Annotated in this window: 12 protein-coding genes; 11 read left to right on the top strand and 1 reads right to left on the bottom strand. The window is 66.3% G+C overall.

Translation table 11 applies throughout. The annotated features are described in order from the left end of the window. The 11 genes from mraY to lpxC all read left to right on the top strand — a co-directional run bounded on the left by mraY (position 1) and on the right by lpxC (position 12,851). On the top strand, positions 1-1,170 hold the full coding sequence (mraY, locus tag G3N96_RS19965) for a phospho-N-acetylmuramoyl-pentapeptide-transferase (RefSeq protein ID WP_006477019.1): 1,170 nt from the start codon (positions 1-3) through the stop codon (positions 1,168-1,170). A gap of 28 nt (positions 1,171-1,198) precedes the next feature. Then, positions 1,199-2,713 (top strand): UDP-N-acetylmuramoyl-L-alanine--D-glutamate ligase, encoded by a 1,515-nt coding sequence (gene murD / locus G3N96_RS19960; RefSeq protein WP_206138215.1) that lies wholly within the window; start codon positions 1,199-1,201, stop codon positions 2,711-2,713. Next, on the top strand, positions 2,710-3,993 hold the full coding sequence (ftsW, locus tag G3N96_RS19955; protein ID WP_206138214.1) for a putative lipid II flippase FtsW: 1,284 nt from the start codon (positions 2,710-2,712) through the stop codon (positions 3,991-3,993). The genes murD and ftsW overlap by 4 nt, the downstream gene beginning before the upstream one ends. Before the next feature lie 121 nt (positions 3,994-4,114). Further along, the gene (gene murG, locus G3N96_RS19950; RefSeq protein WP_206138213.1) at positions 4,115-5,218 is read left to right on the top strand and encodes an undecaprenyldiphospho-muramoylpentapeptide beta-N-acetylglucosaminyltransferase; all 1,104 of its coding nucleotides are present in this window, start codon (positions 4,115-4,117) and stop codon (positions 5,216-5,218) included. A 94-nt stretch (positions 5,219-5,312) separates the two neighbouring features. Beyond that, entirely contained in the window at positions 5,313-6,710 is a 1,398-nt protein-coding gene (murC, locus tag G3N96_RS19945) for a UDP-N-acetylmuramate--L-alanine ligase (RefSeq protein ID WP_206138212.1), read from the top strand. A gap of 1 nt (position 6,711) precedes the next feature. Beyond that, entirely contained in the window at positions 6,712-7,653 is a 942-nt protein-coding gene (locus G3N96_RS19940; RefSeq protein ID WP_089424424.1) for a D-alanine--D-alanine ligase, read from the top strand. A 19-nt stretch (positions 7,654-7,672) separates the two neighbouring features. After that, the gene (locus G3N96_RS19935) at positions 7,673-8,425 is read left to right on the top strand and encodes a cell division protein FtsQ/DivIB (protein ID WP_011350842.1); all 753 of its coding nucleotides are present in this window, start codon (positions 7,673-7,675) and stop codon (positions 8,423-8,425) included. Positions 8,426-8,451: 26 nt separating this feature from the next. Then, positions 8,452-9,684 (top strand): cell division protein FtsA, encoded by a 1,233-nt coding sequence (gene ftsA / locus G3N96_RS19930; protein ID WP_006487138.1) that lies wholly within the window; start codon positions 8,452-8,454, stop codon positions 9,682-9,684. A 117-nt stretch (positions 9,685-9,801) separates the two neighbouring features. Next, positions 9,802-10,998: a cell division protein FtsZ gene (ftsZ, locus tag G3N96_RS19925; protein WP_011350843.1), complete on the top strand. Its 1,197-nt coding sequence runs from the start codon at positions 9,802-9,804 to the stop codon at positions 10,996-10,998. Positions 10,999-11,186: 188 nt separating this feature from the next. Continuing rightward, complete coding sequence (locus tag G3N96_RS19920) at positions 11,187-11,693, top strand: peroxiredoxin (RefSeq protein WP_206138211.1); 507 nt, start codon at positions 11,187-11,189, stop codon at positions 11,691-11,693. A 240-nt stretch (positions 11,694-11,933) separates the two neighbouring features. Continuing rightward, on the top strand, positions 11,934-12,851 hold the full coding sequence (lpxC, locus tag G3N96_RS19915) for a UDP-3-O-acyl-N-acetylglucosamine deacetylase (protein WP_011350845.1): 918 nt from the start codon (positions 11,934-11,936) through the stop codon (positions 12,849-12,851). A gap of 88 nt (positions 12,852-12,939) precedes the next feature. Here the strand turns inward: lpxC and G3N96_RS19910 are convergent, their stop codons facing one another. Next, a complete protein-coding gene (locus tag G3N96_RS19910; RefSeq protein ID WP_043191463.1) occupies positions 12,940-13,416 on the bottom strand; it encodes a DUF721 domain-containing protein in 477 nt (158 codons plus the stop codon). Between the last annotated feature and the right edge of the window lie 256 nt (positions 13,417-13,672).

Below are 13,672 nucleotides of genomic sequence, written 5' to 3'. Positions count from 1 at the left end.
ATGCTGCTGGCGCTGGCGCAATGGCTGCAAGGAGACGCAAGCTTTTTGCGCTTGTTCACGTACCTCACGTTCCGTGCGGTGATGGCCACCATCACCGCGCTCGGGATCGGGCTCGTGTGCGGACCGTGGGTGATCCGCAAGCTGACGCAAATGAAGGTCGGTCAGGCCGTGCGCAAGGACGGTCCGCAGACGCACCTGGTCAAGTCCGGCACGCCGACGATGGGCGGCGTGCTGATCCTGATCGGCATCGCGGTCGCGACGCTGCTGTGGGGCGACCTGACCAACCGTTTCATCTGGATCGTGATGCTCGTCACGTTCGGTTTCGGCGTGATCGGCTGGGTCGACGATTACCGCAAGGTCGTCCACAAGGACCCGCGCGGGATGTCGTCGCGCGAGAAGTATTTCTGGCAATCGGTGATCGGGCTGTTCGCGGCCGTCTACCTCGCCTTCAGCGTGTCCGAGGCGAACAACGTGCGCGTGTTCGACCTGTTCATGGCGTGGGTGAGGAGCGGCCTGTCGATGGGGCTGCCGGCACGCGCTGACCTGATGCTGCCGTTCCTGAAGTCGATCAGCTACCCGCTCGGCGTGTGGGGCTTCATCGTGCTGACGTACTTCGTGATCGTCGGCGCGAGCAACGCGGTGAACCTGACCGACGGCCTCGACGGCCTCGTGATCATGCCGGTCGTGCTGGTCGGCGCGTCGCTGGGTGTGTTCGCGTACGTGATGGGCAGCGCGGTCTATTCAAAATACCTGTTGTTCCCGCACATTCCGGGCGCGGGTGAATTGCTGATCTTCTGTTCCGCGATGGGTGGGGCAGGGCTCGCGTTCCTCTGGTACAACACGCACCCTGCGCAGGTGTTCATGGGTGACGTCGGCGCGCTGGCGCTCGGTGGCGCGCTCGGCACGGTCGCGGTGATCGTGCGCCAGGAAATCGTGCTGTTCATCATGGGCGGCATCTTCGTCGCGGAAACGCTGTCGGTGATGCTGCAGGTTTCGTGGTTCAAGTACACGAAAAAGCGCTACGGCGAAGGGCGACGTCTGCTGAAGATGGCGCCGCTGCATCACCATTTCGAATTGTCCGGCTGGAAGGAAACGCAGGTGGTCGTGCGTTTCTGGATCATCACGCTGATGCTGTGCCTGTTCGGTCTGACCACCCTCAAGCTGCGGTAAAGGAAAGGTAACAAGGATGTCTGGCGAGATGTTTGGAGATCGGCAACGGCCGATGGTGCTCGTACTGGGGCTCGGGGAATCGGGTCTCGCGATCGCGCGATGGTGCGCGAGGCACGGGTGCCGGCTGCGTATTGCCGATACCCGCGAGGCGCCGCCGAACCTTGCCGCGCTGCAGGCCGAAGGCATCGATGCGGAATTCGTCGGCGGGGCGTTCACGCCTGCGCTGCTCGACGGCGGTGTCGAGCTCGTCGGGCTGAGCCCCGGGCTGTCGCCGCTCGAACCGGCACTCGCGTCGCTGGTCGCGGCCGCGAACGAACAGGGCGTCGCGGTGTGGGGCGAGCTGGAATTCTTCGTGCAGGCGCTGCGCGCGCTCGGCACGAGCGGCTACCAGCCGAAGGTGCTCGCGATCACGGGCACCAACGGCAAGACCACGACGACGAGCCTCACGGGCCTGCTGTGCCAGCGCTCGGGCAAGAAGGTCGCGGTCGCGGGCAACATCAGCCCTGCGATGCTCGACCGGCTCGCCGGTGCGATCGACGAAACCGCGCTGCCCGACGTGTGGGTGCTCGAACTGTCGAGCTTCCAGCTCGAGACCGCGCGCACGTTCGCGCCCGATGCGGCCGCGATCCTCAACATCACGCAGGACCACCTCGACTGGCACGGCAGCTTCGACGCGTACGCGCAGGCAAAGGGCCGGATCTTCGGCGCAACGACGACGCGCGTGCTGAACCGCGACGATGCGGCGGTGATGAAGTTCGCCCCGACCGCCGGCGCGGCCGACGCGCCGCGCACGGTCACGTTCGGCCTGAACGAACCGGCGCAGGACGGCGACTACGGCCTGTCGCGCGACAACGGCATTGCGTGGCTGGTCGAAGCGGTCGATCGCGATGCACCGGATGAAACCGCGACGACGACTCGTCGTCGCAAGCGCGATGCCGCGCATACGCCGGATATCGCGCAGAAGCGCCTGATGCCGGCCGACGCGCTGCGTATCCGCGGGCTGCACAACGCGGCGAACGCGCTGGCCGCATTCGCGCTCGCACGCGCGATCGACCTGCCGGCCGCGCCGCTGCTGCACGCGCTGCGCGAGTACCGCGGCGAAGCGCATCGTGTCGAAGTGATCGCGACGATCGACGACGTGGACTACGTCGACGACAGCAAGGGCACGAACGTCGGCGCGACGGTTGCCGCGCTCGACGGGCTGGCGCAGAAGATCGTGCTGATCGCGGGCGGCGACGGCAAGGGGCAGGATTTCGCACCGCTGGTCGCGCCGGTCGCGCGCTGGTGCCGCGCGGTGATGCTGATCGGCCGCGACGCACCGGCGATCCGCGACACGCTCGCCGAAACGGGCGTGCCGCTCGCCGACCACACGACGCTCGAAGGGGCCGTGCACGCGGCGGCCGACCTCGCGGAGCCGGGCGATGCGGTGCTGCTGTCGCCTGCCTGCGCGAGCCTCGACATGTTCAGGAACTACGCCCATCGCGCGGATGTGTTCCGCGCGGCGGTCGACGAAATCGCCATCGACAAAGGAGCGACGCCATGAGCTGGTCCGATCGCCTCGTCTCCCGTTTCAACGATCGTCGCGACACCGGCGGCAATGCCGCGGGCGGCCGCGTCGCGTCGGCCACGCGCGCCGCGACGGGCGGCCTCGCGAGCGTCGTCAACGGCGTGCGCCCGAGCCGCTCGCGGATGCTCGACTTCGACTACTCGCTGCTGTGGGTCGCGATCGCGCTGCTCGGGCTCGGCGTCGTGATGGTGTATTCGGCGTCGATCGCGATGCCCGATTCGCCGAAATACGCGTCGTATCACGATTACGCGTTCCTGATGCGCCACTGCATCTCGCTCGCCGTCGCGTTCATCGCAGCGGTGGTCGCGTTCCGCGTGCCGGTGTCGACGTGGGACAAATACGCGCCGCAACTCTTCCTGATCGCGCTCGTCGGCCTCGTGATCGTGCTGATCCCGCACGTCGGCAAGGGCGTGAACGGTGCGCGCCGCTGGATTCCGCTCGGCATCACGAACATGCAGCCGTCGGAAATCATGAAGCTCGCGGTGACGATCTACGCGGCGAATTACACGGTACGTAAGCAGGAATACATGCAGAGCTTCGCCAAGGGCTTCCTGCCGATGGCGTTCGCGGTCGGCCTGGTCGGTGCGCTGCTGCTGCTCGAGCCGGACATGGGCGCGTTCATGGTGGTCGCGGCGATCGCGATGGGCGTGCTGTTCCTCGGCGGCGTGAACGGCAAGCTGTTCGGCGGCCTCGTCGCGACCGCGATCGGCACCTTCACGATGCTGGTGTGGCTGTCGCCGTGGCGTCGCGAGCGGATCTTCGCGTACCTCGATCCGTGGGACGAACGTTACGCGCAGGGCAAGGCGTACCAGCTCACGCACTCGCTGATCGCGTTCGGCCGCGGCGAGTGGTTCGGCGTCGGCCTCGGCGGCAGCGTCGAGAAGCTGAACTACCTGCCGGAAGCGCATACCGACTTCATCCTCGCGGTGATCGGCGAAGAGCTCGGTTTCGTCGGCGTGCTGGTCGTGATCCTGCTGTTCTACTGGATCGTGCGCCGCGCGTTCGAGATCGGCCGCCAAGCGCTCGCGCTCGATCGCACGTTCGCGGGCCTGATGGCGAAGGGCATTGGCATCTGGTTCGGCGCGCAGACCTTCATCAACATGGGCGTGAACCTCGGGCTGCTGCCGACCAAGGGCCTGACTCTGCCGCTCGTGAGCTACGGCGGCTCGGGCATTCTGCTGAACTGCGTCGCGCTCGCGGTGCTGCTGCGGGTGGACTACGAAAATCGCGTACTGATGCGGGGAGGGAAGGTATGACCTCCCCGCGTCAGTACGCGATTTCGGTGAAGGCTAACTTCGTGCGCGAAGCGCGCGAAGTTAAGCGAAGCGGCCGTAGCCAAAACATTCGTTCAGTCTTTCTGATGCGCGGAGGGAAGGTATGACCGCGTCGCAACGCACGCTGATGGTGATGGCAGGCGGCACCGGGGGCCACGTGTTCCCGGGGCTCGCGGTCGCGCACCGGATGGAAGCGGCGGGCTGGCGCGTCGTGTGGCTCGGCAATCCGGCCGGGATGGAAGCGACGCTCGTGCCGAAGCACGGCATTCCGATGGAATACGTGCGATTCGGCGGGCTGCGCGGCAAGGGCCTGAAGACCAAGCTGACGCTGCCGTTCAACCTGCTGCGCGCATGCGGGCAGAGCCTCGCCGCGCTGCGCCGCGTGCGGCCCGACGTCGTGCTCGGGATGGGCGGCTACATCACGTTCCCGGCGGGCGTGATGACCGCGCTGTCGGGCCGTCCGCTCGTGCTGCATGAACAGAATTCGATCGCGGGCCTGACGAACAAGGTGCTCGCGAAATTCGCGAAACGCGTGCTCGTCGCGTTCCCCGGCGCGTTGCCGCACGCGGAATGGACGGGTAACCCGATTCGCGCGGAACTTGCCGGCACGCAAGCGCCCAAAGCACGCTATGCATCGCGCAGCGGCCCGCTGAACGTGCTGGTCGTCGGCGGCAGCCTCGGGGCGACCGCGCTGAATGAAGTCGTGCCGCGCGCGCTGGCGATGCTGGCGCCGGGAGAACGCCCGCGCATCGTGCACCAGGCCGGCGCGAAGCACATCGAAGCATTGAAGGCGAACTACGAAGCGGCCGGGTTCGCGGCCGGCGAAGACGTGCGGCTCGTGCCGTTCATCGACGACATGGCGGCCGCGTATGCGGCGGCGGATCTGGTGATCTGCCGGTCGGGCGCGATGACGGTGTCGGAGATCGCGGCGGTGGGCGTGGCGGCACTGTTCGTGCCGTTCCCGTACGCGGTCGACGATCACCAGACGAGCAACGCCGCGTTCCTCGCCGATGCGGGCGCGGCCGTGCTGGTGCAACAACGCGACCTGTCGGCGGAACTGCTTGCCGACTGGCTGCGCGGCCAGTCGCGGGCATCGCTCGCGGACATGGCGGAACGTTCGCGCGCGCTGGCGAAGCCCGAGGCCACCGACGAAGTCGCGCGCGTGTGCGCGAAGGCGGCAGGCGCGAACCTGGAACAACTTAAATGAAACAACCCCCACGCTCACTTCGTTCGCTTGGGGGGGCGCGGCCCCCCCATAAAGCCTGTCCATCGGGATTTGGGGCGGCCCGGCGGAGGCTGACATGAAACACATCGTCAAACACATTCATTTCGTCGGGATCGGCGGCGCGGGCATGAGCGGCATCGCCGAAGTGCTCGTCAACCTCGGTTACGAGGTCAGCGGCTCGGACCTGTCGCGCAACGCGGTGACCGATCGTCTCCAGGCGCTCGGCGCGCGGATCGCGATCGGCCACGACGCGGCGAACATCGAGGGCGCGAACGCGGTGGTCGTGTCGACGGCCGTGCGTTCGGACAACCCGGAAGTGCTGGCCGCGCGCGCGAAGCGCGTGCCGATCGTGCAGCGTGCGGTGATGCTGGCGGAGCTGATGCGCCTGAAGCAGGGCATCGCGATCGCCGGCACGCACGGCAAGACCACGACGACGAGCCTCGTCGCGAGCGTGCTCGCGGCGGGCGGGCTCGATCCGACCTTCGTGATCGGCGGGCGCCTGATCAGCGCCGGCGCGAACGCACGGCTCGGCACGGGCGACTTCATCGTCGCCGAGGCCGACGAGTCGGACGCGTCGTTCCTGAACCTGTATCCGGTGATCGAAGTCATCACGAACATCGACGCCGACCACATGGACACCTACGGCCACGATTTCGCGCGGCTCAAGCAGGCGTTCATCGAATTCACGCAGCGCCTGCCGTTCTACGGCAGCGCGGTCGTGTGCGTCGACGATCCGAACGTGCGGCAGATCATCCCGTTCATTTCGAAACCGGTCGTGCGCTACGGGCTGTCGCCGGACGCGCAGGTACGCGCGGAAGACATCGATGCACGCGACGGCCGCATGCATTTCACGGTGATCCGCGAAGGGCGCGCGCCGCTCGCGGTCGTGCTGAACATGCCGGGCCTGCACAACGTGCAGAACGCGCTCGCGGCGATCGCGATCGCGACCGATCTCGGTGTGTCGGACGACGCGATCCAGCTGGCGCTCGCGGAATTCAACGGCGTCGGCCGGCGCTTCCAGCGCTACGGCGAAGTGCCGACCGCGGACGGCGGCCAGTACACGCTGATCGACGACTACGGCCATCACCCGGTCGAGATGGCCGCGACGATCGCGGCCGCGCGCGGCGCGTTCCCGGGCCGCCGCCTCGTGCTGGCGTTCCAGCCGCACCGCTACACGCGCACCCGCGACTGCTTCGACGATTTCGTCAACGTGTTGTCGACGGTCGACGCGCTGGTGCTGACCGAAGTCTATGCGGCGGGCGAGGCGGCGATCTCGACCGCCAGCGGCGACGCGCTGTCGCGTGCGTTGCGCGCGGTGGGGAAGGTCGACCCGGTGTTCGTCGCGACGGTCGACGGCGTGCCGGACGCATTGGCGAAGGTCGCGCAGAACGGCGACGTGGTGATCACGATGGGCGCGGGTTCGATCGGCGGCGTGCCGGCGAAGGTTGCGCAGCACACTCAACAGAAGGCATGACATGAGCGGGATTGATCCGAAACGTTTCGGCAAGGTGGCGGTGTTGTTCGGCGGCGAGTCCTCGGAGCGCGAGGTGTCGCTCACGTCGGGCAAGCTCGTGCTGCAGGGCCTGCGCGACGCGGGCATCGACGCGCACCCGTTCGACCCGGCCGAGCGTCCGCTGGCGGCGCTGAAGGATGAAGGGTTCGTGCGCGCGTTCAACGCACTGCACGGCGGCTACGGCGAGAACGGCCAGATCCAGGGCGCGCTCGATTTCTACGGCATTCGCTACACGGGCAGCGGCGTGCTCGGGTCGGCGCTCGGCCTCGACAAGTTCCGCACGAAGCTCGTGTGGCAGCAGACGGGCGTGCCGACGCCGCCGTTCGAGACGGTGCTGCGCGGCGACGACCTCGCGGCGCGGGCGACGGACATCGTCGCGAAGCTCGGCCTGCCGCTGTTCGTGAAGCCGGCGAGCGAAGGCTCGAGCGTGGCGGTGCTGAAGGTGAAGACGGCCGATGCGCTGCCGGCCGCGCTCGCGGAAGCCGCCAAGCATGACCCGATCGTGATCGTCGAGAAGAGCATCGAAGGCGGCGGCGAGTACACCGCCTGCATCGCCGGCGATCTCGATCTGCCGGTGATCAAGATCGTGCCGGCCGGCGAGTTCTACGACTATCACGCGAAGTACGTCGCTGACGACACGCAATACCTGATTCCGTGCGGACTGCCCGCCGACAAGGAAGCGGAGCTCAAGCGCGTCGCGCGCCGGGCGTTCGACGTGCTTGGCTGCACCGACTGGGGGCGCGCGGATTTCATGCTCGACGCCGACGGCAACGCGTACTTCCTGGAAGTGAACACCGCGCCGGGCATGACCGATCATTCGCTGCCGCCGAAGGCCGCGCGCGCGGTCGGCATCAGCTATTCGGAGCTGGTCGTGAAGGTGCTGTCGCTCACGCTCAACGACTGACGCAGGAACGGAACGACGTATGTGGAACAACGTTCGCCAACTCAACCTTGCCGCCAGCGCGTTGTACGCGCTGTTGCTGCTCGTGTTGGCGGCGGCCGGTTGCTACTGGCTGATCCAGCGCCCGACGTTCGCGCTGCGGGAAATCCGGATCGACGGCGACACCGAGCACATCAATTCACCGACGGTGCGCGCAGGCGTGGTCGGCCGGCTGAAGGGCAATTTCTTCACGGTCGATCTCGATGCGGCGCGCGCCGCGTTCGAGCAGATGCCCTGGGTGCGCCATGCGAGCGTGCGCCGGGTATGGCCGAATGCGCTGGCTGTCACGCTCGAGGAGTACAAACCGCTCGGGACCTGGGGCAGCGACCAGCTCGTGAGCGTCGATGGCGAGCTGTTCACCGCGAACCAGGGCGAGCTGGAGCAGGAACTGCCGGCGTTCGACGGCCCGGAGGGCAGTGCGAAGGAGGTCGTCACGCGGTATCGCGACTTCGGGAAATGGTTTGCGCCGCTGAAGGCGGCGCCGGAAGAAGTGACGCTGTCGGCGCGGTACGCGTGGACGGTGAAGCTGTCGAACGGGATGCAGGTCGAGCTGGGCAAGGAACGCAACAGCGAGTCGCTGCATGACCGGAGCCAGCGCCTGGTCGCCGCATGGCCGGCTGTCACGGAGCGCTGGGGCAACGACATCGAGTACGCGGACCTGCGCTATCCGAACGGATTCGCGATTCGCGCGGCAGGCATGCGGTTCCTGACCGATACCGACAAGCGCAAGAAGTAACGAGAGATCACACGCAAGAGCACTTTATGAGCAAAGACTACAAGGATCTGCTGGTTTCCCTCGACATCGGCACGTCGAAGGTGGTGGCCATCGTCGCCGAGCTGAAGGGCGAAGGCCACTATGAGGTGATCGGTCTCGGCCAGAGCGAGTCGAAGGGTCTGAAGAAAGGTGTGGTGGTCAACATCGAGGCCACCGTGCAGTCGATCCAGCGCGCGCTCGAGGAAGCCGAGCTGATGGCCGACTGCAAGATCACCAACGTGTTCACGGGGATCGCGGGCAGCCACATCCGCAGCTTCAACTCGAGCGGGATGGTCGCGATCAAGGACAAGGAAGTCACGCAGACCGACGTCGCGCGCGTGATCGAGACCGCGAAGGCGATCAACATCCCGACCGACCAGCAGGTGCTGCACATCCTCACGCAGGAATTCATCATCGACGGCCAGGAAGACGTGCGTGAGCCGATCGGCATGAGCGGCATCCGGCTGGAAGTGAAAGTGCACATCGTGACGGGCGCGGTGAGTGCCGCGCAGAACATCGTCAAGTGTGTGCGCCGTTGCGGGCTCGAAGTGAACGACCTGATCCTGCAGCCGCTCGCGTCGTCGCTGGCCGTGCTGACGGAAGACGAAAAGGATCTCGGCGTGGTGCTGGTCGACATCGGCGGCGGCACGACGGACATCGCGATCTTCGCCGAAGGCGCGATCCGCCACACCGCGGTGATTCCGATCGCCGGCGACCAGATCACGAGCGACATCGCGATGGCGCTGCGCACGCCGACGCCGGATGCGGAAGACATCAAGGTCGGCTACGGGATCGCGAAGCAGGCGCTCGCTGATCCGGATGAAATGGTCGAAGTGCCGGGCCTCGGCGAACGCGGCCCGCGCACGCTGTCGCGCCAGGCGCTGGCAGCCGTGATCGAGCCGCGCGTCGAGGAGCTGTTCTCGCTCGTGCAGCAGGTCGTGCGCGAATCCGGTTACGAAGAACTCCTGAGCTCCGGCGTGGTCATTACCGGCGGTGCGTCGATGATGCCCGGCATGGTCGAGCTCGGCGAAGACATTTTCCTGAAACCGGTGCGCATCGGCGCGCCGGAGTATGCAGGCGGCCTCTCCGACGTCGTGCGCAATCCGCGCTACTCGACGGCGATGGGGCTGCTCGTCGAAGGCAGTGCCCAGCGCATGCGCGGCCGCAAGGTCGCCGTGCAGTCCGGCAACGCGGGGCAGGTGTTCTCGCGGATGAAGGAGTGGTTCCTGAGCAACTTCTGACGAATCGAACCGAATCGAAATTCGCGCTGGTGCCGGCGGCTGGCGCGCGACAGGGGGTTGCCCGATCTCCTGCCGAATAACGGCCGAGTAGCAGTCATTCTCTTGACGGAGGCAACAATGGAATTCGAAATGCTGGAAACCGAGACCAACGGCACCATCATCAAGGTGGTCGGCGTTGGCGGCGCTGGCGGCAATGCCGTCCAGCACATGATCAACCGCGGCGTGCAGGGCGTCGACTTCATCGTGATGAACACGGATGCGCAGGCGCTGTCGCGTTCGCGTGCATCGTCGGTGATCCAGCTCGGTAACACGGGCCTGGGCGCCGGTGCGAAGCCGGAAATGGGCCGTGCGGCAGCGGAAGAAGCGCGTGAGCGCATCGCCGACGCACTGCGCGGCGCGCACATGGTGTTCATCACGGCCGGCATGGGTGGCGGCACGGGCACGGGCGCGGCACCGGTGGTCGCGCAGATCGCGAAGGAGATGGGCATCCTGACGGTGGGTGTCGTCAGCAAGCCGTTCGAATTCGAAGGCGGCAAGCGCATGCGCGTCGCTGAAGCCGGTTCGCAGCAGCTGGAGGATCACGTCGACTCGCTGATCGTCGTTCTGAACGACAAGCTGTTCGACGTGATGGGCGACGACGCCGAGATGGACAAGTGCTTCCAGTGCGCGGACGACGTGTTGAACAACGCGGTCGCAGGCATCGCTGAAATCATCAATGTCGATGGCCTCGTGAACGTCGACTTCGAAGACGTGAAGACGGTGATGGGTGAGCAGGGCAAGGCGATGATGGGCACGGCGACGGTCGCCGGCGTCGATCGCGCACGCCTCGCGGCGGAACAGGCCGTGGCGAGCCCGCTGCTCGAAGGCGTCGATCTGTCGGGCGCGCGCGGCGTGCTGGTCAACATCACGTCGAGCCGTTCGCTGCGTCTGTCGGAAACGCGCGAAGTGATGAACACGATCAAGAGCTACGCGGCGGAAGATGCGACGGTGATCTTCGGTGCGGTGTACGACGACGCAATGGGCGACGCGCTGCGCGTGACGGTGGTGGCAACGGGTCTGGGCCGTGCGGCGAAGAAGCAGCAATCGGCACCGATGACGCTGCTGCGCACGGGTACGGACAACCAGCCGGTCAGCGCGGTATCGCACGGCTATGCGCCGACGCATCACGTCAGCACGGCAGACTACGGCGCGCTCGACACGCCGGCGGTATGGCGCAATTCGCGCGAAACCGCGGCATCGCACGTGCAGGCGCTGCAGGAGAAGGGTGTCGACACGTACGACATCCCGGCTTTCCTGCGCAAGCAGGCTGACTGACGCAAACACAGGCGAAGCCGCGGCGAATCTGCCGCGGTATCGCCGGCGTGACGGATGCTACGGACCATGACAGGCCGCGTCGGCTGCGACGCCGGGCCGGGAAACGTGCCCTCTCCGCTCGAGCGGGGCGGGATGGACCGTGCTGTCCGCGACACGCTGAAAAACCGTATCGCTATGAGGGACCAGCCATGATTCAAGTGGGCGACGCGCTGCCCGACGCGCAATTGTTCGAGTACATCGACGACGCGCGCGAAGGGTGCACGCTGGGGCCGAATGCCTACAGCGTGCGCGACCAGGTTGCGGGAAAGCGGGTGGTGATCTTCGGATTGCCGGGCGCTTTCACGCCGACCTGCTCGGCGCAGCATGTGCCGGGCTACGTCGAACACGCCGAGCAAGTGCGCGCGGCGGGCATCGACGAGATCTGGTGCGTGTCCGTCAACGACGCATTCGTGATGGGCGCATGGGGACGTGATCTGCACACCGCGGGCAAGGTGCGCATGATGGCGGACGGTAGCGCGGCTTTCACTCATGCGCTGGGGCTGACGCAGGATTTGTCCGCGCGTGGCATGGGAATTCGTTCCCTGCGCTACGCGATGGTGATTGACGGCGGTGTGGTCAAGACGCTGGCCGTCGAGGCGCCGGGCAAATTCGAAGTGAGCGATGCGGCGAGTGTTCTCGCGACGTTGACGTCCTGATCGTACGGTGCGCCGTTGCCTTCCGGCAACGCTGCTCACCGGCCTCAGGGCAGTTGTAACACGGGCCGATGACCGGAAACGCCTCCGTTCCGGGCATCGGCCCGTCCCGTATCGGCGCGGGTAAACGGTCGAAACAGATTGATACGCAGTTTCAAACGACGCTGAATAGGGAATTACGCTATAATCCCCCCTATCGAATATAACTCCTGATTGATATCTTCAATCACGACGAAGAACATCATGCTGAAGCAGCGCACCATCAAATCCATCGTGAAGACCGTGGGTATCGGTGTCCACTCGGGCCGCAAGATCGAGCTGACGCTCCGTCCTGCCGCACCCGGCACGGGCATCGTCTTCTCGCGCGTCGACCTTCCCACGCCCGTCGACATTCCCGCCGCGGCGACGTCGATCGGCGATACGCGGCTCGCGTCGGTGTTGCAGAAGGATGGCGTGCGCGTGTCGACCGTCGAGCACCTGATGTCGGCATGTGCCGGCCTCGGTATCGACAACCTCTATGTCGACGTGACGGCCGAGGAAATCCCGATCATGGACGGCAGCGCGGCGACCTTCGTGTTCCTGATCCAGTCCGCCGGGATCGAGGAGCAGAACGCGCCGAAGCGCTTCGTCAAGGTGAAGAAGACGGTCGAAATCCGTGATGGCGACAAGTTCGCGCGTCTCGATCCGTACTTCGGTTTCAAGCTGAAATTCTCGATCGACTTCCGTCACCCGGCCGTCGACAAGACCGGCCAGGAACTCGAGGTCGATTTCGCGAATACGTCGTACGTGCGCGAGATTGCGCGTGCACGCACGTTCGGTTTCGCACATGAAGCCGAGATGCTGCGCGAGATGGGTCTCGCCCGTGGCGGCAGCATGGAAAACGCGATCGTGCTCGACGAGTACCGCATCCTGAACAACGACGGGCTGCGCTACGACGACGAGTTCGTGAAGCACAAGATGCTCGACGCGATCGGCGACCTGTACGTGATCGGCCATCCGCTGCTGGCGTCGTACACGGCGTACAAGTCGGGCCACGGGCTGAACAACGCGCTGCTGCGCGAACTGCTCGCGAACGAAGATGCGTACGAGATCGTCACGTTCGACGATCCGCAGGCCGCCCCGAAGGGCTTCGCGTTCGACATGCAGACGGCCTTCGCCTGACCTGCGTTCGGCGCAAGCAATAAAAAAGCAGCCTGCGGGCTGCTTTTTTATTGGCTGGGCCGCCTTGCGCTGCCGGCGGCGCGCGCCGTCAGCGCGGCTTCGCGCCATGCCGGGCCGCCATCCGCGCGAGCGCGTCCTGCAGCGGTGACGGTTCGAGATGATCTGCCAGGTCGCGCAACGCGGCCGCCCCGACCGACGTCATCCGCGCCTGCTTCACGTGGGGCGGCTCCGGCGCATCCTTCGGGCGCACGCGTACGCGTAGCGTCGAGACCGGCCAGCCGCGTTTTTGCAGATCGCCGAGCAACCGCGGTTCGACTTGTCGCAGACGAGCGGCCAACGCATTGTGCGCAGCAAAGAGGGTCAGGGTGCCATCCTTCACGAAGCCGGGCTCGATATGGTTCGCCAGATAGTCGGGCAGGAGCGCGGCAAGATCGCGCTGCAGCGACGCGATCTGTTCGACGCCGGCGCGCAGCGCCGCGAACGCGTCGGTGCGGCCGAGCACTTCGGACACGGGTTGCGGGCGATACGGGGCGAGCGGGCCGAAACGCTTGGAAAATCGGTTCATCGAGACATTCTTCGGGCGCGCACGCGCGCGGACGTTGACGCCGATTGTACCCGTGCGGGCCCGTGCACGGGCGGCTTTCGCCCCGATGGTTCGGCGGTCGGCGCGCAGTGTCCGTCCGGCCGAGACACGGGCGCACGCTTCCCCGCGTGCTAAAATTCATCGTTTGAGTCCACTAATTCGCTAAGCCGCCGAGGCTCGGGCGCCGGGGCGCGCAACACGCGCCGGGCGCCGGTGCTGCGACGCAGGATCCGATCCG

It is taken from the genome of Burkholderia sp. Se-20373 (genome assembly GCF_017104705.1).
Taxonomy (GTDB): Bacteria; Pseudomonadota; Gammaproteobacteria; order Burkholderiales; family Burkholderiaceae; genus Burkholderia.
Note: the sequence above shows the minus strand (reverse complement) of the source record. Positions and strands in the feature narration are given on the sequence as shown.